The organism is Ruegeria sp. P10, from assembly GCF_056534925.1.
This window is the reverse complement of record NZ_JBQERJ010000006.1, coordinates 88,526-114,974: the sequence shown is the minus strand read 5'-3', so window position 1 is coordinate 114,974 and position 26,449 is coordinate 88,526. Positions and strand designations below refer to the sequence as shown.

The window sequence follows — 26,449 nt, the reverse complement described above, 5'->3', positions numbered from 1 at the left end:
CTTTTGGTTTGCATCTCGGACGCGCATCAGTCATGACGCTCGCATGACACTCAGATTCAAAGCTCTTTCCGTTCATCTCTTTACTGCAACAGGCGCTGTTTTTGCCATGTTGGCCATGCTGGCCGCGGTCGAAGAGAAATGGAGCCTTATGTATCTTTGGCTTGTCGTGTCTTTCATTGTAGACGGTATCGATGGCCCGCTGGCGCGACATTATCACGTCAAGCACAACGCGCCCGAGTTCGACGGCGTTCTGCTGGATCTGATCATCGATTACCTGACCTATGTGTTCATTCCGGCTTTTGCCCTGTTCAAATCGGGGCTGATGGACGGCTGGACCGGATGGTTCGCGATCATCGTCATCACATTTGCCAGTGCGATGTATTTCGCGGATACACGCATGAAGACCAAGGACAATTCCTTTTCCGGTTTTCCCGGGTGCTGGAACATGTTCGTGATCGTGATCTTCGCACTGGAACCGAATTTCTGGATCATCCTGCTGCTGGTCACCCTGCTGTCGCTGGCCATGTTTCTACCGCTGAAATTCGTGCATCCCGTGCGCACCGAGCGCTGGCGCAGCCTGACCTTGCCGATGGCGCTGGCATGGACGTTCTTCGCGGGTTGGGCCGCATGGGTCGATTTTCACCCCGAAAGCTGGGCCCATTGGGGGCTGGTCATCACCAGCCTGTACCTGACCTTCGCAGGCATCGCTCAACAGGTTGTTCCGCAGCGCCACGCCTGACGTAGCGCTGCCCGTCCCGTTTTACAGAACGTCCTGCACCTCGAACTCGGTGCCGTTATGGGTAAAGACGTCGCCCTTTTGCAGACCTGCCATCGCCAGATATATCGGGCTTTGGGTTGAAATGCCCATATAGGTCTTGCCATCCACTTCAAACCGCGTTGTCGAGACACACACGACAAATCTGCGGTTGTTGAACTTGATCACAGCTCCTGGCCTGACCGTGTCGGCAAGGCTGAAATCGGTATTTTCGATGACATCAATCTTGGCATGATGCGCATGAACCGGGGCATCGAAGGCAGCCGCCAGATCGGCGTTTTCCCGCGATGCGGCAATGTCATCCTTGTCGTGACCTTCCCTGTCATCCAACTGGGCATCTTTCAAAAACGCATCGTAATGCGCCTGCGCCGTTGCAAGCTCTTGCGCTTCAAGCGACATCAACCGGTCGATAATGGCCTTCTTGCGGGCTGCACGGTCTTGTTCAGTGGTCATGCAATGCGGTCCTTCAAATTCAGCAATGGTTACAAGTTGTGTCTGCAAAAAGCGGATTGCAACCGAATTTCGACGCTCAGATCAAAAGACCTGCCGCCCGCTCATGCCGCAACAGGGCAACTTTCGTCTCAACACCACCGTCGCCCGAAAAACCGCCCAGGCCATTTGCGGCCAGTACCCGGTGACAGGGAATGATCACGGGAATGGGGTTTGCTCCGCAGGCTTGGCCAACCGGCTGGGCGGGTTGCCCCAGTTCTTTGGCGATATCGCCATAGGTGCGCGTTTCTCCAAGCGGGATGGCATACATCAGGTCACAGACCCGCTTTTGAAACTCTGAACCGTCAATGTGATACGGCAGATCGAAACGGTCAAGCCGCCCTTGATCATAGGCCCTCAACTGGGCGGCGGCTTCGCGCAGCAGCGCAGTCGGCTCACCCTCGTCCCTGCCGTTCCAGACAAGCCGTGCAAGGGCCCCGTCCGTTTCTTCAACACCAAGTCGTCCGAACTGAGTTTCAACGGAAATCATCGCCATAAACCGACGGTTTCAGATCAAAGCGCCAAGCACAAGCGCGGGAATGTGCAAGACCACGCAAAACGTCATTTTTGGGCATTGGCGCCATTCGTGATACGCTCCTGCCGTTACTTAAAGAGATTTTGGAGAACGCAATGGGTCGACATTTGATCCTCACAGTACATGGAATCGGTGAACAAAAACCCGGCGAAACCGTCGATCAGGTCGTTGGCGCAGCAACAACTTGGCTGGATGGAAACCCCAGACCACCGATCGAAGTCGAACGCGGCATGATCGAACTGGCCGAATCCACCTTCGACGGAAATCCACGAAATGCAGAGCTGTTCGAAGTCAATCTGCGCACGGTGACTGACCCGGCTGTTCCTCAGGACAAGGCCCTGTTTGCCGAAGTTTATTGGGCTGATCGCTCTCCGGCCCCGAAAGGAGCGATCAAAACCGTGCTGGACCTGATTTGGGTCGTTCTGGCGTTGGGATATCTGGCGATGGACAATGTCGAGCAAACCCACATCCGAAAAGGCGTTGCTTCGGACCAACCCAATGGCAGGAATACACTGGCGGCACAGCTGGTACATCTTTTTACATGGGTCTTCTTCGGTGCAGTTGCGACGCTGAACGTCTTTTTGTTGATCGGTGCCGCAGCGGTCATGACCGACCGGATACCTGTCTCAGTTTTCCAGAACCCTACCCTGTTGTTCTGGCTTCTGTTCGTGCTGTACGCCGGCGGAGCCATTGTCGGGCTGGGGCAAAGCCGATCCGCACCGACCTATCTCAGGCGGGTCTTCTGGCGAGGAATGCTCGCAATGGGAGCAGCACTGACCCTGTGCCTGGTCATTGGGCCGCTGGGCCTGAAATTGTGGGCATGCGCCCCTTCCGAAACCGGAAATTGCCCGCCGGCCCTGGAGCAATTCGTGGCGTTTCAGGTTTTTCTGCTCTCCATCTTCTGGGCCACTCTTATCTTCCTGACAATCATTCTTTACGCGTTGTCCGCCTGGACGTTGCGGATCAATGACACACTTTCAGAGCACAGGCGGCTGTACCCCAGCATCTGTGCAGGCATGCTGGTTTTCTGGATGTTCTTCATTTCCGGCCTCTGGTTGACCATAGAGCAATTACTGGAAACTGTTTCGGGCCTGTCCGGCGGTCAGCTGCAACGTCTTTTTGAAAGCAATTTGAACGAGTCCATCGAAACTCTCAGCGTGGCCTTTGTGGCCATCGTTCTGTTGGGGTTCGTTGGCGTCGGGCTTTTTGCAGGTCGCAAAACGTACAAGGCCAACCTTCACACCCGCAGCGGTCTGATTAGCCGGGCGATTGTAAACCGGCTGGCGCAGTGGGTCTTTCTGTTTGGTACAATCGTGCTGGTTCTGGTCACGATCCGAGAGATCGCAGCCAACCAGAGTTTTGAGGCCGCATGCAACGTGGGCATAGGTGAAACCAACCCGATCTCTTGGGCTTTGGACAGGTTGGCCTGTTCGCAGGGCGAGATCGGCCTGATCGTTCTTGGCGCAACTGCGTTGATGTACCGGTTTTCTGATTTTGTTTCCGCCGGGCTGGGCGTTGCACGGGATATCGTTACCTACGCCATTCGCGACAAATGCTATCTGGAAAAAGATCTGGAAACGCGGCAACGCAACTATCCGGATCGTAAGGCGATAGACGAGCGTTTCTATCGCACGTTGTACTATGTTCTCGATATCTTTCCAGCGGATCATATCACGGTGATATCCCATTCGCAGGGCACCGTGATCGCCACACAGATGCTTGCTGACCCACGTGTCCAAAGACGCATCGGCGGGCGGGCTCTGACACTCATCACGATGGGCTCTCCGGTCACCCATATCTATCAGCGCTATTTTCCCGAGATGTTCACCATCACCGCCAGTCAGTTGAACGCCGCGTGGTTCAACATCTTCCGGCAGGACGATTTTGTCGGAACCGAGATCGAGGGTGGGCTCATTTTTGCAAATCGAAACATCCCGGTCGATCCCGGCGGGCACACCGGTTACTTTACGGACTATCAGGTTTGGAAAGCCCTGTCAGATCCTGCCATTGGCTTTGATCTGTTCAATCCAACACGGCAATCTGTGCAGACATAGCCCAAAATGCCCCCCGACTGAATTCGGGGGGCGCGTTGATTTATCCCAGCGCCTCATTGCAGCGCCCGCAGACGCCCGCGTGGGTGTGGCGGCCCACATCAGGCAGGATTTTCCAGCAACGCTGACATTTCTCGCCTTCTGCTTTTTCGAACACGACGGCAACGCCTTCGATTTCCGGCACACGGAACGCCTCGGCCGGGGCGGGATCGCCGGTCACGGTCAGGCCCGAGGTGATGCACATGTCGTCCACGTCGAACGTGGCCAGCAGATCGCGGGTATCACCATCCTCGACATGCACGATCGGTGCCGCCTCGAGGCTGGAGCCGATCACCTTGTCCTGACGCTGAACCTCGAGCGCGGCAGTCACGGCCCGGCGCACACGGCGCACCTTGGCCATATTGGCCTCAAGCTCGGCATCGCGCCAATCGGCGGGTGTGTCCGGGAAATCCACCAGATGGACCGAACTGTCATCGCCCGGGAACCGCTCCAGCCAGACCTCTTCCATGGTGAAGACCAGAACCGGGGCCAGCCAGGTGGTCAGGCGGTGGAACAGAATATCCAGAACAGTGCGCGCGGCGCGGCGACGTGTGCTGTCCCCGTCGCAGTACAGAACATCCTTGCGAACGTCGAAATAGAAGGACGACAGATCAACCGTCGCAAAGTTGAACACGGCGCTGAAAACACCCTGGAAATCAAACGCGGCATAACCCTTGCGCACCTGCTCATCCAATTCCGCCAGACGGCTGAGAACCCAGCGTTCCAGACGCGGCATATCCTCGGGCACGACGCGGTCGGCCTCGGTGAAGTCGGCCAATGAGCCCAGCATGAACCGCATGGTGTTGCGCAGACGGCGATAGCTGTCGGCAGTGCCCTTCAGAATCTCCGGCCCGATCCGCTGGTCGGCGGTATAGTCGGTCTGAGCCACCCATAGGCGCAGAATATCGGCGCCGTATTGCTTGACGACCTCTTCCGGCACGATGGTGTTGCCCAGCGACTTGGACATCTTGTTGCCCTTGGCGTCCAGCGTGAAACCGTGGGTCACTACGTTGCGATAGGGCGCGCGGCCCTTTGTGCCGCAGGCTTGCAGCATGGACGAATGGAACCAGCCGCGGTGCTGGTCGGTGCCTTCCATGTAGACATCGGCAATGCCATCCTCGGTCCCGTCCTCGCGATCGCGCAGAACAAACGCGTGGGTGGACCCAGAATCGAACCAAACGTCCAGCACGTCAAAGACCTGTTTGTAGTCGTCCGGGTTGGCGATTCCGTCGAGGATCTTTTCCTTGAAACCGTCGGTGTACCAGACGTCGGCGCCGTCCTTCTCGAACGCTGCCTTGATGCGGGCGTTGAGTTCGGCGTTGCGCAACAGGTAATCCGCGTCGGTGGGCAGAGCGCCCTTCTTGGTGAAGCAGGTCAGCGGCACACCCCATGCACGCTGGCGCGACAGAACCCAGTCCGGGCGCGCCTCGATCATCGAATACAGGCGGTTACGACCCGTCTGCGGGGTCCATTTCACCAGCTCGTCGATGGAGCGCAGAGCACGTTCGCGGATGGTGTCGCCCATCTCGCCCATACCGTCATCCAGCTTGCGGTCGACGGATGCAAACCACTGCGGCGTGTTGCGGTAGATGATTGGAGCTTTCGAGCGCCACGAATGCGGATAGCTGTGCTTGATCTTGCCGCGCGCCAGCAGCCCGCCGACTTCGGCCAGCTTGTCGATGACGGCCTTGTTTGCGTCACCCTCGCCGCCCTTGCGGGACAGGATGTATTTGCCGCCAAAGAACGGCAGATCAGCGCGGAACGAGCCATCGTCCATCACGTTATAGGTGATGACCTGCTCCAGCATGCCCAGATCACGGTACAGCTCGAATTCCTCCATCCCGTGGGACGGCGCGCAGTGGACGAATCCAGTACCTTCGGTATCGGTCACGAAGTCAGCGGCGCGGAAATCGCGGATGTCGTCCCATTCGCCATTGCCGCCATCGGCGCCGGCCAGCGGGTGAAGCAGCTGAACGCTCTCCAACTCGTCGGCAGTAACGTCACGCACACGGGTCCACTGATCGTCGTTCAGACGGGCACGGCCCAATACATCGGCGGCCAAGTTGTCGGCCAACAGGAACTTGTCGCCTACCTTGGCCCAGCATTCTTCCGGCGCGCCGGTGACTTCGTAGAGTCCATAGGAGATGTCTTTACCGTATACGACGGCCTTGTTCGACGGCATGGTCCACGGCGTGGTCGTCCAGATCACCACACAGGCGTCATCCAGATCACCCGCGTTGACGATCTTGAACTTCACCCAGATGGTGAAGCTTTCCTTGTCGTGATACTCGACCTCGGCCTCGGCCAGGGCCGTCTTTTCGATGGGCGACCACATGACTGGCTTTGAACCCTGATAGAGCGTGCCGTTCATCAGGAACTTCATGAATTCGTCCGCAATCACCGCCTCGGCGTGATAATCCATGGTGATGTAGGGATCGGGCCAGTTGCCAGTGATGCCCAGACGCTTGAACTCTTCGCGCTGCACGTCGATCCAGCCTTCGGCGAACTTGCGGCATTCCTGACGGAAATCGACGATGTTCACCTCGTCCTTGTTCTTGCCCTTCTTGCGGTACTGTTCCTCGATCTTCCATTCGATCGGCAGGCCGTGGCAGTCCCAGCCGGGGACGTATCGCGCATCAAAGCCCATCATCTGATGGGATCGCACGATCATGTCCTTGATGGTCTTGTTCAGGGCGTGGCCGATATGCAGGTGACCATTCGCGTAAGGGGGGCCATCGTGCAGGGTAAAGGGCGTGCGGCCCTTTTTCTCGCGCAGGCGGTCATAGACACCGATGGTCTCCCACCGTTCCAGCCATGCGGGTTCGCGCTTGGGCAGGCCGGCGCGCATGGGGAAATCGGTATTGGGCAGGTTCAGCGTGTCTTTGTAATCAGGTGTCTGGATCGTGTCGGCGCACATTTGGGGCGTCCTTTGGATGATCTGGTCGTCTATTGGATCGAAGCGGTCGGTGCGAAGTCTCAAACACCTTTGCCCGGCGTCTCAGGAGGTCAGAGCGCCGGGGATATAATTCGAATAATGATGGCCATCCGGTCATACATGGCGCGCTTATATGACGCCGGCACCTAATGGTCCAGAGGTTCTGCCCGCTGCGGCGAATGGCGCAGTTTCGCCCACCGGTTCAGCCACGCAAGACCGGCCAGCGCAAGGCCCAGCGCCAACAGCGAAAACACCCGGATCAGGCCGCCCAGACCGGCGATGTCGATCAGGAAGACCTTGGCCACCGCCAGCCCGATCACCGCCAGCCCGGCCTTGCGCATCAGGTCGGATCGGCGGGCAAGAGATTGATAGAACAAAGCGGCCCCGATCAGCAGCAGCACCAATGTGTAGGTATACAGTTCCGGCTGGGTGACGCCGTTGCCTTCATACATACCCGCCGCGCCCTGCCAGACGTGACGGATGGTCAAACCCAACCAAACTGCCGCCAACGTCCCTGCAACGGCAAAGCTTGCTTGCATGATAGGTTTCGGCATTTCCCGGATCCTCCAGACCGATCCGCCGATGGCCAATGCGGGCAACAGATAAGCAACGGCCAGCGTATTCAAAACCGGCGGCCCAAGCACCGGATCCGCATTCAGATCAAACAAGGGGTTCTGGTCCGCCAATGCCTGCAACAGATAGAAAAGGCCATGCCCCGCAAAGAACAGAGCAAGCAGGTATCGCAGATAGTTCAGTTTGCCACCCAGCCCGAACCTCTGCACCTGCGCGAACGCAAGCAAAAGCCAGATGACGGCCAGCAGACCCAGGCCCCAATGGCTGTTGTCAGCGCCGCCCTCGCCGAAGCCTTCAAGCCAACGCAGCAGCAGCAATGAAAGCAGGATACCCGCTGTCGCCCAGGCCGCGCTTTCCAGCAGCAGCGCCGCCAGTGGGCGCTTCAACGGACGCAAAAGCCTCCAGCCCACGACAAATCCCAATGTGGCCGCGCCATAGACCATCGACATCTCAAGCACCGGAGCGGAATTGGCCCAGTCCAGCCCGGGATCAAGCACCAAACGCACCGTGACGGAAAAGACACCGGCCCAGATGAACCAGCTCATCGGCTGCAGGATGAACCTGCGGTCCAACGCGGCCGCAACCACAACGCTGGCGACCAGTGCAACCGTCAGCGCCGCCGAGCTGAGCACGATGACGCAGGCAAAGACCAGACACGACAGCATGGACAGGGTGGCCAGCGCCGCTCGCATCCGGTCATCGCCGTCAACGCGGGCAAAGCGTTCAGCCAGAACCACCATCAACACAGCCAGCGCAATCGCGTGGAGCGCCCAGGGGTAAGCCCCGATCACCGAAGCCGGATGCCAGCCTATTTCCAGCGCGATGGCCAGAACGGGTGCAAAAAGCGCGGCTCCTCCGGCCCAAACGGCGCGATACTGGCTTGCCTTAAATGACCGCCACGCCATCAGGGCCGACATCAAACCTCCCAAAGCGACGAGAACAGTCACCACCATCGGATAGTCGGCCTCGGGCGTTTCCGCGTAAGTGGCCGCGAACCTGCCCAGAACCGCGCCATTCTCAAGCCCGTGAGAGGCGACAAAGACCACCAAACCGGCCGCAGGCAGGACAGTCAGGTCACGAAGGGCCGGTGCATCCTTGGCCCAGAGGAGCAGCGCCAGAACAAGGGCAGTCAACAGGCTGACGCCCAACCAGAATTCGGGTTCCGTGTCCGCCCAATGCCAGGACAGGATCACCGTACTTGCCGCGATGGCCCCGGCGGCCAGTCGAGTTGGGAATTCTGGCCAGGGGCGGGCCTTTGGGCGGCGGATCATCTCAGTCAGCATGGGGCCCGCGTGATTTGGCCAAATGCGCCGCACCGGAACGGCGGTTGCCAAAAGCGCCAGCACCGTTGCCGCGATCAGGTATCCCGATTCCCTACTCGGCGCGCCCATCACCAGAAGCAGATTCGCCGCATAGGCCCCGAACAGAGTCAGGACCGAGATCCACGCCCAGCGCCGTACCGTGTCGATACCCAGACCCAAGACGGCGACCAGCAGGAAATACGCGTAAAGCCACGACGGATCATCGGACGTGCCCCCGACCAGGAAAGGCGCCGCGAAGGCACCGATCAAACCGACCGCAGCCAGCAGCGGACCATGGAACCACCCCAGAACGAGCCCCACCAGCGCGACAACGACCATCCCTGCCAGTGCCGTTTCGGCACCGATCAGGTTGTACAGCTGGCGCGCGGACAGGATGGCCCCGAACAAAGTGACAAGCCCGGCACCGGAAAAGACCGAGGGCAGATAGGCGGTTGCCACCGCTTCGTCATCACCGAACTTGCGGCGCAGGACTTCTCCTCCGATGATCAGAACCGTGCCGAAACCCAGGGCTGCGACGACACGGGCCGCCGGCGGCAGCAAACCGTTTTCGACGCCGTATTGCACAAGGAAAATACCGGCCAGCGCCAGAGACAGGGCCGAAACCACATAAAACCAGTTCTCGCGCAGCCACGCTCCCAATGCCGCAAACCTGTCATGGCGAAACACGACAGCCGGAGAAGAAACCTCTGCATCCTGAGCGTCGCCACTGTTGTCTTCCTGCCGCTTTGGAGCCGACCAGGGTGCCGGCCTGCGCGGCTTTTCTTCAGCAGCAGGATGCGGTGCAGGCGTTTCCTGTTCCGGTTGCGGCAGGACCGTCGCATCGCCTGAGGCCAAGGCGTCGATTTGCGCTTCCAGCTGCTCTACCCGGCGACGCAAACGGGAATGCCGGACCAAAAGAGCGATCAATGTCACAGGGATGGCCAGAACAATCAGGCCAACAAGAACAAGCAGCGATTCCAACCGAGTCTCCGATCCTTTTGGAGGTCAGGCTATCTTGAGCCGTCCGAAAGTGACAGTCAGGAAAGCTGTGAACCGATCTAAAGCACCGAAATCGCCGGGCGCGCGATCGTCGGCCTGAAAAGGTCCGGGGTCTGCGGTAAGGCCCACTGCAACAACCGTCATCCAAGCGCCGCAATTTTCATGGGTGGAACAGGGACCCGACGAGATACGCGATCAGCGCGGCCAGCCCGCCGATCAAAAGCGTCTCGATCCCCGACCGCCACCAGGGGGCCAGTGACCACCGGCTTTTGAGCGCGCCAATCGCAAAGAAGACAGCCATGGTCATCCAGGCCGAGATCGCAAACGCGTTCGGCACGGACACCAGAAACGGCAGCAATGGGATCATCCCCGCCACCAGAAACGCAAAGAAGGTGGCCAATGCGGCTTTCATCGGATGCGGGTCGACACTGCCCAGACCATATTCACCTTCGATCATCAGGTTGATCCAGTTTTCGGTGCTCGAGGTGATCTCTGCCGTGGCCTCGATCAGAATGTCGCCAGACAGCCCTTTTTGCGCAAGGATCTCTCGCACTTCTTCGCGCTCACCATCCGGGTACAACGCAATGTGGCGTTCCTCGACCGCGCGGATGCGGCGAATGTTGTCCAGCTCGGCCTTGGTGCCTGAATAATTGCCCGCAGCCATCGAAAACCCGTCAGCCAGAACATTCGCCAGGCCAAGCGCCACGATAACGAAAGGGGAAAGACCTGCCCCTGCAACGCCTGCCACAATGGCAAATGTGGTGACGGACCCGTCGATGCCGCCATAGACGACATCGCGCAACACGCCGCGTCCGGGCGGTGCGTTGATCCGTTCGGCGATTTCCTGCGGGCTGTGACCGTGATCCGTCATGGCTGGCTCCTTTGACACATTCAGTGTGCCGAAGCGCAGGCCGGGGCGCCTTGCTTTGGATCAACCCTTGGAAAACAGGCCCTGCAAGGCGCGTTTGATGATGCCCCGCGTCGAAGGTTTGTGCCTGTCCGAGAAGGGCAGCGGGCGGCACACCTCCATCGCGGCCACACCCACACGAGCGCTGAGTGCCCCGTTGACCAGACCCTCGCCGAACCGGCGTGACAGTTTGCTCAGAACGGAACCGCCCAGGACAGGCTCCAGCAGATCATCGCCGACTGCAACCGCCCCTGTCGCCACCAGATGCACAAATACACTGCGGGTCAGACGCCAGCCGCCCAGCGTACCCGCGCGCCCGCCATAGATTTCGGCAACCCGGCGGATCATCCGCAATGACGCGGCCAGCGCGGTTATCACATCCGCAAGCGCCAGCGGCACCAATGCGGTCACGGTTGCAACTTGCCGGGCCGCGGCCTCGACCTCGCGGCTGGCGGCTTGGTCCAGAGGCGCCAACAGCTCAACTTCGGCAAGTTCCAGCAGAGCTGACGCATCGAACTGATCCGCCATCCGCTCGGCCAATCGTTCGCGGCCCCAGCGTGTGTCTTCCCGGCCCTTGTAGAATGCGATGATACGATTGGTGACTGCGCGGGCCTGAGCCAGATCTTCCTCTGCCAACGCGGTATCTGCGGCCCGACGCAGGCCATCCACACGGGACAATCGCCCCAATGCGGCCAGTTCACGGATTGCGATCATAAGCGCCACAAGAACCAGCGCGGCGATCAACCCGGTTACGATCCACCCCAAAACAGGCGTTCGCGCCACCAGCGAAGTTGCAAAATCCCACGCGGCCACCGATACGGCCGCCCCGACCACTGCCAGGGCCAGCCCCCAGAACCAGCGCGCCAGAGCCGATGGCTTGCGCGCCGCCAGCCGTGCCGCGCCTTGCATCGCCTGCCCTTGTGGTTGCGCGATGTCCGGCACCGGCGGGGCCTTGGCGACATCGGCAGGGGGCTCATCCGCTTCAAGATCGATCAAAACCGGGCCTTTAGCCATTGATCACATCCTCGCTGCGCCAGACAAACCGTATGTCCGGCAGGTTTTCGTCGTTGTCCGCCCCATCGCTGCGGGCCACCTCGGCAAAGCCGTTACGTTCATAAAACCGGCAGGCTCGGGCATTGTTCTGAAACGCGTACAAGCTCAGCTCTGAGCGGGCCGATTTGGCGTGATCCAGCAATTGCCGACCAATCCCGCGGCCCCGAACCGAAGCATCCAGATAAAGCGAATGGATTTCACGACCGTCGAGCGCCAAAAAACCAACAACGCCGGCCTCGGTTTCGGCCACGGTCACCCATTCCAGATCAATCATTCGACCACAGAAAGCAATTGTCTCGACGCAGCTGTGCAATTCAGGCATCCAGTCGTTTTCCAAGGCGAAACCGTGCAGGATCGACCCGATGGTGCCCGCATCCGTCGGGCGCGCGCGGCGCAGAATTGTCGTCACAACCGATCTCCGATCAAGAACTGTGCCGCCCTGTCCAGCCGGATATGCGGCGGGCCATCACCAGGTTTTAGCGACAGCTTTGCCGGGGCAAAGGCCATGAAGCCGTAATCTTCGCCCAACCACGCATCAGCCCCGTTTCGGGCCGGACCCAACAGATGCGCTGGATCCTCGGGCAATTCTCCCGGGTAGAAGGCGGCCTGTTTGCCGTTCTCCAACAGGGTACCCCGAACGCATGGCAAGTCTGTCCCGTCGTGGTGGCGCAGTTCTTCGGTCGTAGCACGCAGCGAAGCCAGGGACAGGGCCTCGGTCCGGGCCCCTGCGAAACTCGCCCGATCGCGCGCCTCGCGCGTCAATGCTTCGATGATCGCGGTCAGGCGGGGATGCTGGGTGTGGTGCAAATGGTCGGCTTTTGTCGCCGCAAACAAAATGCGTTCGACCCGCTTGCCCAACAGCAATTGGCTGAGCCATGCATTTCGGCCGGGGCGAAAGGCCGACAGGATATCGGCCATGGCGCGGCGCATATCCTCGACCGCCTGTGGACCTTTGTGAATAGCGCCCAGCGCATCGACGAGAACCACCTGCCGGTCGATGCGCGAGAAATGATCGCGAAAAAACGGTTTCACGACCTGGGCTTTATAGGCTTCGTATCGCCGTTCCATCTCGCGTTGAAGCGTTCTGCGCCGCGACGGGCCAGACACCACCAACGGCGCAAAGGTCAGAACCGGAGATCCGGCCAGATCCCCCGGCAGCAGGAACCGCCCGGGGGTACAGTCGTAATACCCCGCTTCACGCGCCTGATTGAGATAGGTTGTGAACGACGATGCCAGCGCCTGCGCGGTCGGCTCGTCATGTGCGCCGGACGGGTCTGCGGCATTGACCTGCCCCAGATACTCGACCGCCTCCGAGCGGGCCTCGATACGTTCCAGTGTTTCCCGAGACCAGTCTGCATAAGACTTGTCCAGCAGGGCCAGATCCAGAAGCCATTCGCCGGGGTAATCGACGATATCCAGATGGACGGTGCGCGGCCCCTGCAAGCCAGCAAGCAAGCCGGCTGGGCGGGCTTTGAAGGACAGGCGCAGCTCTGACACCGCGCGTGTGCTGTCCGGCCAGTGCGGTGACGGACCCGTCAGGGCGGACAGGTGCGCTTCATAATCGAACCGGGGCACGGTGTCATCCGGTTGGGGTTGCAGATAGGCGGCATTGATCCGACCTTCCTGCTGCGCAACCAACCCGGTCATGCGCCCCCGATCCAGCAGGTTCGCCACCAACGAGGTGATGAAAACCGTCTTGCCCGATCGCGCCAACCCGGTGACACCCAGGCGGATGACAGGCTCAAAAAACGTCTCGGATACGCTGTCGCCGATGGTTTCGACGCCGCGCACAAGACTGTCTGCCAGAGATGAGATGACCAATCTGTCGCCCCGCAATTATCGTTTCACCCAAGATAGGTAGAGGGTACCGCACATACCAGCGCTTTCGCCCCCTTGCCCGTTCCCGCGCCGCGCTGTACCAGCGGCACATGCCCAGATACGCGTTGAAAGTCGAATACCAGGGGGAACCGTTTGCCGGATGGCAGCGGCAGAAGGATCAGCCGTCCGTGCAGGGCGCAATCGAACAGGCCCTGTCCCGTATCCAGCCGGGTGCGCATACGATTGCTGCCGCAGGGCGTACCGACGCCGGGGTTCATGCGTTGGGTCAGGTCGCCCATTGCGACATGGCCAAGGAGTGGGACCCGTTCCGCCTGTCCGAGGCGCTAAACTATCACCTCAAACCGCAGCCGGTGGCGATCGTGGACGCCGCACGCGTGACCGACGATTGGCACGCGCGGTTTTCGGCGGTCGAACGGCAATACCTGTTCCGCGTCCTGATGCGACGCGCGCCTGCAACCCATGATAAAGGGCAGGTTTGGCAGATCAATCATCCGCTGGATGTCGAGGCCATGCAGGAAGCGGCGAACATGCTGCTGGGTCGCCATGATTTCACGACCTTCAGGTCGTCGATTTGCCAGGCGGCCAGCCCGGTCAAAACTCTGGATGAGTTGCGGGTTGAACAGGTTCAGGGCTTTTCCGGCCCCGAAGTTCATTTTCACGTAAGGGCTCGGTCATTCCTGCACAATCAGGTGCGCAGTTTCGTCGGAACGCTGGAACGTGTGGGCGCCGGAGCGTGGACCCCGGAGGAGGTGCGTGAGGCGCTGGAAGCTGCCGACCGTGCAGCCTGCGGGCCGGTGTGCCCGCCGCAGGGGCTGTATCTGGCGCGGGTCGGATATCCGGAACCGGTGTTCGACTGACCTAAATCGCACGCAGCAGCAAACCACTTGCGATCACGGCAATGATCAGCCCGGCGACCAGTTCGATGGTTGGGGCCAACACCGATGCGAACCGTGTGGCTGAGGCTGAGGCCAGCAGACCTCCGCGAAGGCCAAAGGACGTCCATCCCACCAAGGTCGTCACCAACGCCGTGCCCAATGCCATGGCAAAGGCCCCGGCGATACCGATCATCGCGATGCCCATCTGCCACGTCAGGATCAGCACGAACAAAGCCCCTGTGCACGGTCGCGCCGCGATGCCCGCAATCAGGATCAGGGCCTCGCGCAGTGAACCCACATTTGCAATTTCCTGCGCGGTGGGGCCATGGCGGTGACCGCAATCTGAACAGACCTCTCCCTCGTGGTGGTGATGATGCGTGTGATCGTTTTCACGATGATGGTGATCATGGGATGACGCGGTTTTCCGTCTCCTTGCGAAACTGCGCAAGGACCGGACCACCAGCCAAAGACCGATAAGGGCAATTGCACCGTAGCTGATCGGAGCCATGACCTGTTCCGTCGTTCCAACAAGGCTTTCGCGGGACATCTGGAACACCAGCACCCCGGCATAGACCAGTACAACGGCCGTCACCGCCTGCCCGAGGCTGGACAATACGCTGATCGCCGATAGCCTCCAGAAAGCAACACGCCGACCCAAACCGTAGCCCCCGATCAGGACCTTTCCGTGGCCGGGGCCGATGGCGTGAAAGAACCCGTAGGCGAAACAGACCGTCAACAGCGTTGCCACCGCCTCGGGTTGCTCGGCACGCGCGGCACGCAAGGACCGGGCGATCTGGTTCTGGAATTCTCGTTGCTCCCCCGCAGCCCAAGCCGCAAGGCTGTCAAAGCCTCCGCTGCCCCAAAACCAGAGCAGCAGTACAATCGCCAGGCCGACAGGCAGGATCAGGTAGCGGGACATGATACGCGGATCTCGGTGGCAAAACGTTCACCGACCAGAGGGATGTCATTTTCCTCGAGGTCATAGTCGGCGTCCAGGGTCAGCAGAAAGGCCTGCATCTGGGCCAGTTCGCCGTCGATATCCGGGTCAAACCGGTCAATCTGGCACGCGGCGGGGCCCGTCACGGTCACGGGTCGCGTCACCTCGTAGGCGGTATAAAACGTCTCATCAAACGCTTTCGCAGACAGCGCCTTGGCCGCGACGGAACCGGCCTCCACCGCCCTGAGATGCGTGGTGACAACGCGCCCGTCTTCAACTGTCGCCTGCGCCTCCATCGGGCCCGACAGCGCGACGGGGGTTCCGTCTGTGGTAACGACAAGATCGCCGTTATATCCTTCCACCCACTGCGTATCGAACCCGGTCAGGAACCGTTCTTCGCTTTCCGTCAGAACGCCGTCAGCATCCTGATCCAGCTTCATGTCTTCCAGAACCAACAACGAGTAGAATTCGTCATACGCCCAGGTCACGCGAACATGGGTCAGTTGACCAGCGTCATCCACGATGAACTCCAGCCCGGTATCAATGAAGACATGTGGGTGGGCGTTGGCCTGCATCGGCAAACAAAGGATCATAGTGGTTATAAGATAACGCATAGGCGCAAGATAGGTCTCCGTCCGCGTGGCGGCAACGACATTTTCACTCCCGATGCGAAATCCGGCCCACCATCAGGTCGGCGGGAACAGAACCAGTGTTTGCAGCGCTGTGCCCACCGGACCTCGCGTATCAAAGAGGACGGACTGAGACATGCCGATGCCGGAAGGCTGCCAATGCGAAATCGATTTTGAGGCCAGCCAATCCGAAACCGGTTCACGGTGGATATGCACGGTCAGGTCCGTATTCATGAACCCCATTTCAGTGGTCGGCGCATTCCATGAGATACCGTTTCCACAATCCGCCAACGGGCACAGGGCCTGTATGGGCGATTGATCCTCGCCCTGCAAAAGCTGCGGAGTACGCATCCAAATCGTTTTGGGCCCGGCACCCTGTTTTCCCCCTGCGGGATAGCGAATATCGCTGTAATGGGCAAAGCCTGGCAGGTCGTGGCGAATTTCACCTATCGGAAAAGGGCCCTCGACAACGTCCTCTATCCTCGGCGCATCTATCTCGACATTCGGCACCTGCCCTAGATCGCGCCGCAACAGGTGCATGGTTGTGGCCGTGGCGCACAACGTATCGTCGAGATCGTGCACCGTGACCCGCGTGGTCCCAAGCGTCTTTGTGTGGCGCGTGGTTTCTGCCGCAACGCGAAGCCCGGCCAGCGGGAGCGGCCTCAGCAAATCGACAGTCAGTCGGGTCAGCATCTTCTCGGGGCCGATTTCGGTTTCTGCGGCCCGTACGATCAAGCCGCTGACCGGCCCCGCGTGGCAATGTGCGGCAGACCAAGGCCCGCGCGCGGCATCGTTACCAACAAACGCCCCGTCCTCGCGCTGATGAAAATAAGTCGTGTTGGTAAAGTCGAGCGCTTCCGCCATGTGATCCTCAGGTTTGTTCTTGCGCAAATCGTTTCCGTTTGTCTGAACCCAGGCGTTCAAACACTTTCCCCATTCCGACTTTGGCGGCGAAAATGTAGGACACGCCGGCCTTGCGATCAGTTTCGCCATTACCGCCAGGGACACATGCGTCATCCATCCGAGTGACCTCGACCCCAGTCATATCAGCAACGTCTTGCAGATGATCATGAATTTGCACGGCCAGGCTGATTGTCATGTTTTCGGAAATGTCCCTCTGAAGCACCGGGTCCGGGCTATACTTTTGCCTCAAGGATGGCTTAACTGCCCGGGCCCTGTCCACCGCAGTGACGGGACGTCACCACATCAAACACATGCAGGAGCCGCACATGGCGTTGTTGATCGAAACCGGGCTGTCCAACTGGATAAGTGATGACGAAATTGCCCGCAGTTTACAGGCCGTGTTACCGGATGCGGATATCCGCACCGCCGAAACGTTGGGCAATCCTGATGACATAACCATGCTGGCCGTGGTTGACATGCAACGTGACCACCCGACGCGATTGCCGAACCTGAAACTGGTACAAAAGCTGGGCGCAGGGGTCGAGACCATTGTCAGCCATCCCGGTCTGCCCGGTCACGTTCGCATCACCCGCCTGAAGCCTGACGCACCGGCACAGGGCATTGCCGAGTGGTTTCTGGCCTATATCCTGCGCGCTCAGCGACACATGGCGTTTCACGAAGCGGCTCAAACCCGCGCCGAGTGGTCCCCGCGAGCACCGGTTTTTACCCCGGACACCGTGGTCGGTGTTCTGGGTCTTGGCCACATCGGCGCCCGCACCGCGCGGATGCTGCACGCCGTGGGTTTTCAGGTGATGGGCTGGAGCCGTACGCCCAAAGCCATTGAAGGCGTAACTTGCATGCATGGGCAGGACGCGTTGCCCGCGCTTCTTGGCCAATGTGACCACGTTTGCGCAATTCTGCCCTCGACCCCTCAGACCGCTGGCCTGTTTGATGCCCGGATGCTGGCGGCGATGAAACCCGGCAGTCAGCTGCTGAACGCCGGGCGCGGAAATCTGATTGATGAGGACGCCCTCATCGCGGCACTGGACGCAGGGGTTCCGGGGCATGCCGTTTTGGACGTCACCTCGCAGGAACCTTTGCCACAAGACAGCCCGCTATGGCGCCACCCCGGTGTGACGATCACACCACATGTTTCAGGCTGGCATCTGGGCGACGCCTTGTCGGATGTGGCTGAAAACTTCCGGCGCCTCAGCTCCGGCGCGGCCTTGCTGCATGAAGTCAATCGTGATCAGGGTTACTGAAATCTGAGCTGATGATCAGGGCGTAAGGATCCAATTGCCCTTGCCGTCGTTGCACCGGCGGGTTCGGATTTCCCTGCTCTGATCACCGCCGTCCGGCTGAATCACATGCTGAAGACCAACGCAGTTTCCCTGTACCGATCGCACCCGGATTGTCCCTTTGGAACCCGTGTCGTCATTCTTCCATGACCGTTCCTGGCCCACGGAAGGCGTACCGCTGGTCAAAAGCGCGTTCGAGGCTGCGTTGACCACTTCGAAATCTGCCGGAGACAACCCCATCTCGGCTATGATTCGGGACAGCGGCTTGGCCTCGACCACGGTGTTCATCAATAGAATGCCGCATGCGGCGATGGCGGTAAAACTTGGGGCATTCATGGCGGCCTCGCAGAGCTGAAATCATTTGTGGTCAAGGTTATACCCCTAACCCGGCAGGGCCAAGCCCCCGACACGTACCTTCGAAGCATACCAAAAAATCTGTCTGCGTGCCCCCTGTTCGCAAGCCCGCAACACAGGCGATCCGGGGTGGGTCAGGCATTGGCGGCACAGGTGCTGCAACCGGCATTTGCCATTGCCCACAGATCGTCGGTAACACCTGCCCGACGGGGTGGCGTCGCAAATTTCTGACCTTGGGGCTTCACAGGCGGGCCGGAATTTGCTGAAATCCAAGTAAATTCTGATTTTGAGCACTGGAGATTGTTCCATGAAACTACGCCCTGCCCTGCTGGCCGTCGCAGCACTCGCTTCATCCGCGGCCCTTTTTGCATCCCCCATCTCGGCCAACGAAGAAACCAAATCCGTGTTCGTCATGAGCCGCACCTGGGCGGTGACACAGGTTTCCGATGCGCCGGTTGTCTATCGCGCCACGCGTGACAACAACAACCTCAACCCATTCGGTCCGCCACCGCGCCTGCGCACCGTTCAGGCCATTGCCGCGATTCAGCAGGCAACCGGGTGCAAGCCGATCGTGGCCAGCATGTATCAGAACATCTCGGGCCAGTTTTTCTCGCAGGTCAGCTGCAACTGACACAGCGTCAGATCAGGCATTGAGGTCGCCGGACCGGCCTGCCATAGCTTGCGCATGAAACTCGCAATAAACGGATTCGGCCGTATTGGCCGTACGATCCTGCGGCAGGTTCTGGCCCTGCCGGCAGGGTCAGATATAGAGCTGGTGCTGATCAATGACATCGCGCCGCTGGACACCTGTGCATACCTGTTCAAATACGACAGCACGTTTGGCCCCTATTCCGGCGATGTGTCCACAGGGAACGCCGCGCTGATCGTGGATGGTCACTCAATTCCCATGACACACAGCGCTGATCTGACCCGCGTTGATCTGTCGGGCGTTGACGTCATGCTGGATTGTACGGGTATCGCCCGCAGTTCGGACGTTGCGCGTCGCGGTTTGTCTGCGGGCGCAGGCAAAGTGCTGATCTCAGGCCCCTCCCCTGCTGCTGATGTCACCGTCGTTCTTGGTGCGAACGAAGACCAGTTGGGCAGCGCCCGGATTGTGTCAAACGCATCCTGCACCACAAATGGGCTGGTGCCACTGGTCAAGGTCATCGACGATATCGGCGGTATCGTGTCGGGGCACATGACCACCATCCACTGCTATACCAACAGCCAACCGATGGTGGATGCGCCGCGCGGCGACCTTGCCCGTTCCCGGGCGGGGGCGCTGTCGATGGTTCCGACCACATCGAGCGCGATGCACCTGATCGATGTCGTCCTTCCGCATCTGGCCGGGCGTATCTCGGGCGCGGCTGTCCGCGTTCCGACGGCAAGTGTGTCAGCCGTGGACCTCGTGGTCACATTGCAGCGCGGCATGAGCGCCGAAACCTTCGATCAAGCCCTGAAACAATCCGTTGCTGCATCCCCGGTGCTTGGCTGGACTGATTTGCCGCTGGTCTCGTCCGACTTGCGGTCCCGCCCTGAATCGCTGGTTGTTGCCGGGCCCGAGACCCGTATGGTGGGTGAAAATCAGGTCAGGGTCTTTGGCTGGTACGACAACGAATGGGGCTTCTCGGCGCGAATGCTGGACGTGGCCCGCCTGATGGCAGCCGAATAGCCGGGCGGCAACCTCAACACAATTTGGCCGAAAAAATTCTCGTCTCATGTATAATTCCTTTCCCCATCCGCTTTCAGATGCTCTAACCTGAATTCAAAGGACCGTGCACGACACGGACAAGAGAACTGGAATTGGGACAGTTGGGGCAATTCATGCAAAGGAGCAAGCGGCAATGCCGCCTGGGGCGCTGGCTGATGGCCACAGTTGTGACTTTGGCCCCAACCACGCTGGCGGCGCTGGAAACGTCTCTCACCGCCCCTGGTGCATCGAAAGAACTGGTTGAACGTCTCAAGCAGACATCCTCAGTAACCACGGCTGAAGAACGCGGCCTCGACACCCCGCTTGAAATCCTCTCGGCGGCCTTGTCGGATTACCGTACGATCGTGCAAATCCTTTACGACGAGGGCTATTTCAGCCCGGTCGTCAGCATCAAGCTTGATGGACAGGAAGCGGCCGAGCTGAGCTCTCTCACGGTGCCTGCACAAATAAACCGTGCTGCGATTGCCGTTGAAACCGGGCCAAGCTTCAAATTCGGCACCGCCACTGTTCAGCCCCTGGCCCCTGAAACCAAACTCCCCGAGGATTTTGCCCCCGGGAAACTGGCGACGACCGGTGCCATTCAACAGGCCTCCTCGGCCGGTGTTCAGGGATGGAGGGACGCGGGTCACGCAAAAGCCGGAATTGCGGGTCAGACAATCATCGCGCGCCACGCCCAAGCTCGTCTGGATGCCCAGATCGACCTTGATCCCGGGCGCAGGCTGACATTTGGCAAGATGTTCATCAAGGGCAATTCAGATGTACGCCACAGATCCATCGAAAAGATCGCCGGGTTCCCAAGTGGAGAGGTCTATTCCCCTGAGAAAATCCAGAAGGTGGGAACACGGTTGCGCCGGACCGGCACGTTCAACGTGGTCTCGTTGCAGGAACGAGAGACTCCAAACCCCGATGGCACACTGGATTTCGACGCCACGTTCGAAGACCTGCCCAAACGTCGGTTGACCTTTGGTGTCGAACTGGCCTCTCGCGATGGTGTGGATGTGACGGCGACGTGGACCCATCGCAATATGTTCAGGCGCGCAGAACGTCTGCGCTTCGAAGCGGCGGTTCGAAATATTGGCGGTGCAGAGGATATTGATGGCCGGATCGGACTGCGTCTGGATCAACCTGACCGGCTTGGACCTGATGACAACACCTTCTGGAGCGCCCTGCTGGAACGCCGCAACACGGAAAACTACAATGTGACGGTGGCTTCGCTGGCCTATGGTGCGCGCCGGACGTTCTCGGACAATCTTTACGCCGAGGCATCGGCCGGGTTCCAGTGGTCGGACGCGGATGACGCATATGGCAGCGGGCGCAAGTTCAGGTATTTCATCGTTCCGTTCCGATCCGAATGGGATGAGCGTGACAGCAAAGTCAGTGCAACGCGCGGTTTCTATCTGGATTCCCAGATCATGCCCTTTGTCGGCTTTTCCGGCAGCGACACGGGAATTCGTCTGTTTTTCGACGGTCGTGCCTACACCAGCCTTGGTACCGGAGGACGGGTTGTACTGGCGGGGCGGGCGCAACTGGGATCGGTAATCGGTCCTCCCGCAAATGGCGTCACGCCCGACTTTCTGTTCTTCTCGGGCGGTGCGGGAACCGTTCGCGGGCAGCCGTATGAAAGCCTCGGCATTCCGGTCGGAAGCGGCGTCGCGGGCGGCAAGTCATTTATTGGCTTGTCCGGCGAGATCCGAGGCAAGGTGACCGACAGCCTGTCGCTTGTCGGGTTTTACGACTACGGTGTCGTCGATACATCTTCGTTTGTCGGCAGCGGCGCGGAAGACCACTCGGGCGCCGGTATCGGCGTAAGATACGATCTGGGCGGGTTTGGCCCCTTGCGTCTTGATCTGGCCTATCCTGTCAGCGGTCCCACCGGGGACGGGCTACAGTTCTATATCGGGATCGGACAGGCATTTTGAGACGGCACCTTTCATATCCTCTGCTGATCGCCGCGCTGGCAATCGTGCCTGTGGCCGGACATCCGCAGGAGGACGAAGGCGGCAGCATGATTGAGCGGTTCCTGCAGGATACCCTGTCGGGCGACGATCAGAACGTCACCGTCAAGGGCCTGCAAGGTGCACTGAGTTCACGTGCCACGATTGCCGAGATCACGGTTGCCGATGACGAAGGGGTCTGGCTGACTATAAAGGACGCCGAACTTGACTGGAACCGGCTGGCTTTGATCCGTGGGCGGTTCTCGGTCAATGCCTTGACTGCACAAGAAATCGACGTTGCCCGTGCGCCGGGCACCACCACCAAAGACACGCCGCCGCCAACCGCAGAAACAAAAGGCTTCCAACTGCCTGAACTGCCCGTAGCCATTGAAATCGGTGAAATTCGCATCGACGAGCTGGCTTTGGGCCAGCCCCTGATCGGAGTGGCCGCAGAACTGGCGGTTAGTGGCAACCTGTCACTGGCCGACGGAACGCTGGACACCAACCTTGATATCACGCGGCTGGACCGAGCGGGCGATGAGATCAAGTTGGCCGCGGGCTTTCAGAATTCAAACAGCCAGATCAATCTTGATCTTCAGGTGACAGAGGCAGCGGGCGGCCTGATCTCGACCGCTCTTGAAATGCCGGATACCCCGCCTATCGCGCTGACAGCGAAAGGGTCCGGACCCGTGACCGATTTTACGGCCGATATCGGTCTCAGCAGCGATGGTCAGCCTCGGGTGACAGGGCAGGTTCGGTTACGCTCGGCCCCGACTGCCGCGGCTAGCGCGGAAGAGGGCATTGCGTTTACTGCCGATCTCGGCGGTGATTTGACACCTTTTGTCGCCGAAGAAATGGATACGTTTTTCGGTGCCAAAACACAGCTCTATGTGGATGGGCGAACCCAACCTGAAGGTGCGCTGGAAATTGACGAACTTGAGATCTCGTCACAAGCACTGAACCTGAAAGGCCAGTTACAGTTGGCGGCAGGTGGGCGATTGCAACTCGCGGCCCTGCAAGGACGCATAACGCCACCGGAGGGTGAAAGGGTAACTCTTCCAGCCTCGGGCGGTGACACGTCCGTTGGAGCGGCACAGATTTCGGCGCTGTACGACGAAAAAAACGGCAATCATTGGGACCTGAGCCTGACTGCGAACGCCGTGCAGGCCGAGCAAGTTAATTTGGAGCGCGCGCAAATTACTGCTCACGGGACCTTGGAACAGGGCGCAGCGCTAAAAATCAATGGCAATCTGCAGGCCGCGTTGGACGGAATTGATCTGGCGGACGAGGCCCTGAATGCAGCAATAGGCGACCTCATCACTCTGGATGGCACCTTTGACTATGGCAGTGACCAATCCCTGAACCTGACCGGTCTCGAACTGGTTGGTTCGGATTACGAATTGGGTGTCGACGCATTGGTCAGCGGCCTGTCCACCGGTTTGGCCATCGACGGCACCGCCACTTTGGAAGCCACGGATTTGTCCCGGTTTTCGGAACTGGCCCAACTGGAGCTGGGAGGCCAGGTCTCGGCCCGTCTAAACGGTAAAGGCTCACCACTGGAAGGCAGTTTCGACGGCAAACTGGAGGTCGAAGGAACCGACCTCTCGACCGGGCGTGATGACATCGATCCGGTGATCAAGGGCAACACAGCAATAACGCTCGACGCCAAGCGTGGCGCAGATGGCATAACCATCCAAGATTTCACCCTGATCGGTGATACCTTGCGCGCCCAGGCCGACGGCACCGTAACGACCCCTGATGGCAACGTGACGATCGATGGTCAGGCGACGGTCAATTCCCGGGACCTGTCCGTGTTTTCGGGCCTTGCCAAACGCGAGCTTGGGGGAGCAGTGCAAGCGAAACTGAACGGAAAAGGAACTGTTCAGACGCTGGAGTTTGACGGCACGGCCAGCGTATCGGGCCGGGATATCAAAACCGGTCTGGCCGAGATCGACCCGCTGTTGGTCGGTCGAAACGAGATCACGTTCGACGGTGCGCTGAGCCAGGAACAGATTGTGATCCGCGACGCATCGGTGAACGGTTCAGCGCTGACCGTCAAGGCCTCTGCCACCATAGACGACCCAAGGAAAGCCCTTGCCATTGACGGGCAGGTCAATCTGAACATCCCGGACCTGTCACCGTTTTCAAGCCTTGCAAAACGCGATCTGGCAGGGGCAATCCGTGCGGATATTGTCGGCAAGGGCGCAGTCGGCAGCAAAGCGTTCGACGTAAAAGGCAATCTGGCGGCGGACGACATAAAAACCGGGATCGACGCTGTTGACGACCTGATCCAGGGGCGAACGAACCTGACCGTGGACGCGATGAACGACGATGAAGGCCTGGATATCCGTACGTTCCAACTGATTGGAACGGCCCTTTCGGCGAATGCATCGGGCAAGCTGAACCGAGACGCCGGCGGTTTGGACTTTTCCGCCAAACTGGATGACCTTGCCCGTCTGTCGCAAACCTTGTCCGGCCCGCTGAACCTGAGCGGGAACGTCGCTCCGACCGGCTCTGGGTTGGAAGGCACTGCCCGCCTGGACGGGCCTGACAGCTCTTACGCCAGCCTTCAAGGAACGGTCGGCCAGAATGGCTCGGCTGATGTGGATTTTGACGCCAAACTGAACCGGATCGAGCGGTTCGTTCCCGAATTTCCTGGCACTGTGGCAGCAAAGGGAACGGCCAAACGCGATAACGGTGTCTGGACGATTGACGCCAAGGCGCAAGGGCCTGCCGACATAGACACCACGTTGGCTGGCACCTTTGATGAAACCAGCGGTCAGGCGGATCTGAAGGCACAGGGCGGCATCAACCTTGGGATCGCGAATGTCTTCATCACACCCAACAAGATCGACGGGTCGGCGCGCTTCGATCTGGCACTCAAGGGTGCTCCGGCGCTGGCGTCGCTGAGCGGTTCAGTCACCACTTCGGGCACATCCCTTGCCATTCCGGGTGCTGGTCAGACCATTACCGGGATCAGTGGTCAGGTGGATCTGGCGCAAAGTCGCGCAAACATTACACTGAATGGCGGAGTTCGGGCGGGAGGCAACTTTACCGTCAACGGGCCTGTTGACCTGACCCCTCCGTTCAACGCCCAGATTACCACCACCCTGAACAACCTGGTGCTGACAGACCGGTTGCTGTATGAAACCACCCTGAACGGTCAGATTGCCATGACCGGGGCGTTGGCCGGAAACAGTTCGCTTGCCGGTCAGATCACGTTTGACGAAACCAACATCAACCTTGCCGCCGCGTCCGGCGCGGTAGGCGCGGCACCTATCCCGGACATCCAGCACATCAACGAAAGTCGCGCCGGTTTCATCACGCGAGAGCGGGCCGGATTGGTCGTGACCGAAGGATCGGAGAAAAGCGCATCCCGTATTGCGCTGGATATCAGCCTGCTTGCACCCAAGGCGGTTTTCGTCAGAGGACGCGGGGTGAACGCAGAACTGGGGGGTCGAATTTTCATCGGCGGCACTACCGCCTCTGTTGTTCCGTCCGGTCAGATCGAACTGATCCGAGGGAATTTCGACATTCTGGGCCGCAGATTGGCACTGACCAAGGGGATCGTCACGTTGCAGGGCGACCTGACCCCGTATATCGAGTTCGAGTCTTCAGCCAGCACGTCTGACGGCACCGCGACGATCGAAATTGCCGGCCCGCTGGATTCACCTGAGGTCAATGTGTTTTCCGACCCTGAACGTCCGGCTGAAGAAGCGCTGGCAATGTTGCTGTTCGGGAACCGGTTTTCAGAAATCTCGCCTTTCCTGATCGCGCAAATGGCAGCATCACTGGCGCAGCTTAGCGGTGCGGGTGGTGATGCAACCAAAGGTCTCCGCGACTCCACCGGAGTCGACACGGTCGACATAGGAGCTTCGGAAAGCGGCGCGGGCCGTTTAGGCGCGGGCGCGTACCTGGGTGAAAACCTCTATACGGATTTCACCGTGAACACCGAAGGTGACACCGAAGTGAACCTAAACCTCGATGTCACGGACAATTTCACGGTGCGCGGTACGGTCGATGGCCGAGGGGAAACCGGCCTGGGTCTGTTCTTCGAGCGTGACTATTGACCAGCTGCCAATAAAAGCCGCGTTGAGCCATCCGTTTGTTTCGCACCAGCAGGTGACGGGTGTTCACATTGCCTTATGGACGCCTGGTTCCGATTTCGTTGGTGGTCGCGATGCCATCGCCAGTGCGGAAATTTGCGTGGTGCCGCGACCAAATGAAAACGCGACGAATTGCCGGGGCAAGTCAGATGAGGCAATCGTTTGAACGACGGCGCGGCAAAGAAAAAAGCGGCCCCTTCCAGAGG

The 26,449-nt window shown here is 59.7% G+C and carries 21 protein-coding genes; 8 read left to right on the top strand and 13 right to left on the bottom strand.

The window, feature by feature from the left end; translation table 11 throughout:
* Nucleotides 1-43 precede the first annotated feature (43 nt).
* Nucleotides 44-739, top strand: coding sequence for a CDP-alcohol phosphatidyltransferase family protein (locus ACR0FB_RS11835; RefSeq protein ID WP_170344959.1), 696 nt, complete (start codon nt 44-46; stop codon nt 737-739).
* A gap of 21 nt (nt 740-760) precedes the next feature.
* Here the strand turns inward: ACR0FB_RS11835 and ACR0FB_RS11830 are convergent, their stop codons facing one another.
* Nucleotides 761-1,228 carry a hypothetical protein gene (locus ACR0FB_RS11830; RefSeq protein ID WP_152457211.1) on the bottom strand — a complete coding sequence of 156 codons (468 nt, stop codon included), beginning with the start codon at nt 1,226-1,228 and terminating at the stop codon, nt 761-763.
* Nucleotides 1,229-1,304: 76 nt separating this feature from the next.
* Nucleotides 1,305-1,760, bottom strand: a complete 456-nt coding sequence (locus tag ACR0FB_RS11825; RefSeq protein WP_171636810.1) for a methylated-DNA--[protein]-cysteine S-methyltransferase — start codon at nt 1,758-1,760, stop codon at nt 1,305-1,307.
* Nucleotides 1,761-1,894: 134 nt separating this feature from the next.
* Here ACR0FB_RS11825 and ACR0FB_RS11820 point away from each other — a divergent pair, with 134 nt between their 5' ends.
* Nucleotides 1,895-3,853 carry a lipase family protein gene (locus tag ACR0FB_RS11820; protein ID WP_480620765.1) on the top strand — a complete coding sequence of 653 codons (1,959 nt, stop codon included), beginning with the start codon at nt 1,895-1,897 and terminating at the stop codon, nt 3,851-3,853.
* A 40-nt stretch (nt 3,854-3,893) separates the two neighbouring features.
* Here the strand turns inward: ACR0FB_RS11820 and ileS are convergent, their stop codons facing one another.
* From ileS to ACR0FB_RS11790, 6 genes are all read right to left on the bottom strand, one after another.
* Nucleotides 3,894-6,806 carry an isoleucine--tRNA ligase gene (gene ileS, locus ACR0FB_RS11815; protein ID WP_480620763.1) on the bottom strand — a complete coding sequence of 971 codons (2,913 nt, stop codon included), beginning with the start codon at nt 6,804-6,806 and terminating at the stop codon, nt 3,894-3,896.
* A 164-nt stretch (nt 6,807-6,970) separates the two neighbouring features.
* On the bottom strand, nt 6,971-9,679 hold the full coding sequence (locus ACR0FB_RS11810) for a DUF2339 domain-containing protein (protein ID WP_480620762.1): 2,709 nt from the start codon (nt 9,677-9,679) through the stop codon (nt 6,971-6,973).
* A gap of 178 nt (nt 9,680-9,857) precedes the next feature.
* A complete protein-coding gene (locus ACR0FB_RS11805) occupies nt 9,858-10,568 on the bottom strand; it encodes a VIT1/CCC1 transporter family protein (RefSeq protein ID WP_171636806.1) in 711 nt (236 codons plus the stop codon).
* A 60-nt stretch (nt 10,569-10,628) separates the two neighbouring features.
* Entirely contained in the window at nt 10,629-11,618 is a 990-nt protein-coding gene (locus ACR0FB_RS11800; RefSeq protein ID WP_480486866.1) for a YcjF family protein, read from the bottom strand.
* Nucleotides 11,611-12,066, bottom strand: a complete 456-nt coding sequence (locus ACR0FB_RS11795; RefSeq protein ID WP_171636804.1) for a GNAT family N-acetyltransferase — start codon at nt 12,064-12,066, stop codon at nt 11,611-11,613. Before ACR0FB_RS11795 ends, ACR0FB_RS11800 begins: the two co-directional genes overlap by 8 nt.
* Entirely contained in the window at nt 12,063-13,478 is a 1,416-nt protein-coding gene (locus ACR0FB_RS11790; protein ID WP_171636803.1) for a YcjX family GTP-binding protein, read from the bottom strand. The genes ACR0FB_RS11795 and ACR0FB_RS11790 overlap by 4 nt, the downstream gene beginning before the upstream one ends.
* Before the next feature lie 107 nt (nt 13,479-13,585).
* On the opposite strand from ACR0FB_RS11790, the gene truA reads away from it, so the two are divergent.
* Nucleotides 13,586-14,353: a tRNA pseudouridine(38-40) synthase TruA gene (truA, locus tag ACR0FB_RS11785; RefSeq protein ID WP_480486862.1), complete on the top strand. Its 768-nt coding sequence runs from the start codon at nt 13,586-13,588 to the stop codon at nt 14,351-14,353.
* A 1-nt stretch (nt 14,354) separates the two neighbouring features.
* Here truA and ACR0FB_RS11780 read toward each other — a convergent pair whose 3' ends face one another.
* From ACR0FB_RS11780 to ACR0FB_RS11765, 4 genes are all read right to left on the bottom strand, one after another.
* The gene (locus ACR0FB_RS11780; RefSeq protein ID WP_480620759.1) at nt 14,355-15,290 is read right to left on the bottom strand and encodes a nickel/cobalt transporter; all 936 of its coding nucleotides are present in this window, start codon (nt 15,288-15,290) and stop codon (nt 14,355-14,357) included.
* On the bottom strand, nt 15,275-15,922 hold the full coding sequence (locus tag ACR0FB_RS11775; protein WP_209834915.1) for a DUF1007 family protein: 648 nt from the start codon (nt 15,920-15,922) through the stop codon (nt 15,275-15,277). Before ACR0FB_RS11775 ends, ACR0FB_RS11780 begins: the two co-directional genes overlap by 16 nt.
* Nucleotides 15,923-15,994: 72 nt before the next feature.
* Nucleotides 15,995-16,801 (bottom strand): thioesterase family protein, encoded by an 807-nt coding sequence (locus ACR0FB_RS11770; protein ID WP_480620756.1) that lies wholly within the window; start codon nt 16,799-16,801, stop codon nt 15,995-15,997.
* A gap of 7 nt (nt 16,802-16,808) precedes the next feature.
* Complete coding sequence (locus ACR0FB_RS11765; protein ID WP_171636793.1) at nt 16,809-17,036, bottom strand: hypothetical protein; 228 nt, start codon at nt 17,034-17,036, stop codon at nt 16,809-16,811.
* Between the two features lie 130 nt (nt 17,037-17,166).
* Between ACR0FB_RS11765 and ACR0FB_RS11760 the strand changes: the two genes are divergently transcribed.
* The gene (locus ACR0FB_RS11760) at nt 17,167-18,102 is read left to right on the top strand and encodes a 2-hydroxyacid dehydrogenase (protein WP_209834913.1); all 936 of its coding nucleotides are present in this window, start codon (nt 17,167-17,169) and stop codon (nt 18,100-18,102) included.
* A 15-nt stretch (nt 18,103-18,117) separates the two neighbouring features.
* On the opposite strand, the gene ACR0FB_RS11755 is transcribed toward ACR0FB_RS11760, so the two are convergent.
* Nucleotides 18,118-18,474, bottom strand: coding sequence for a hypothetical protein (locus ACR0FB_RS11755; RefSeq protein WP_480620753.1), 357 nt, complete (start codon nt 18,472-18,474; stop codon nt 18,118-18,120).
* Between the two features lie 325 nt (nt 18,475-18,799).
* On the opposite strand from ACR0FB_RS11755, the gene ACR0FB_RS11750 reads away from it, so the two are divergent.
* The 4 genes from ACR0FB_RS11750 (at nt 18,800) to ACR0FB_RS11735 (ending at nt 26,207) form a co-directional block, all read left to right on the top strand.
* Nucleotides 18,800-19,123: a hypothetical protein gene (locus tag ACR0FB_RS11750; RefSeq protein ID WP_480620752.1), complete on the top strand. Its 324-nt coding sequence runs from the start codon at nt 18,800-18,802 to the stop codon at nt 19,121-19,123.
* A gap of 54 nt (nt 19,124-19,177) precedes the next feature.
* A complete protein-coding gene (locus ACR0FB_RS11745) occupies nt 19,178-20,164 on the top strand; it encodes a type I glyceraldehyde-3-phosphate dehydrogenase (RefSeq protein ID WP_209834909.1) in 987 nt (328 codons plus the stop codon).
* A gap of 152 nt (nt 20,165-20,316) precedes the next feature.
* Complete coding sequence (locus tag ACR0FB_RS11740) at nt 20,317-22,122, top strand: autotransporter assembly complex protein TamA (RefSeq protein WP_171636786.1); 1,806 nt, start codon at nt 20,317-20,319, stop codon at nt 22,120-22,122.
* Nucleotides 22,119-26,207: a translocation/assembly module TamB domain-containing protein gene (locus ACR0FB_RS11735; protein ID WP_480491431.1), complete on the top strand. Its 4,089-nt coding sequence runs from the start codon at nt 22,119-22,121 to the stop codon at nt 26,205-26,207. Before ACR0FB_RS11740 ends, ACR0FB_RS11735 begins: the two co-directional genes overlap by 4 nt.
* The last annotated feature ends 242 nt before the right edge of the window (nt 26,208-26,449 follow it).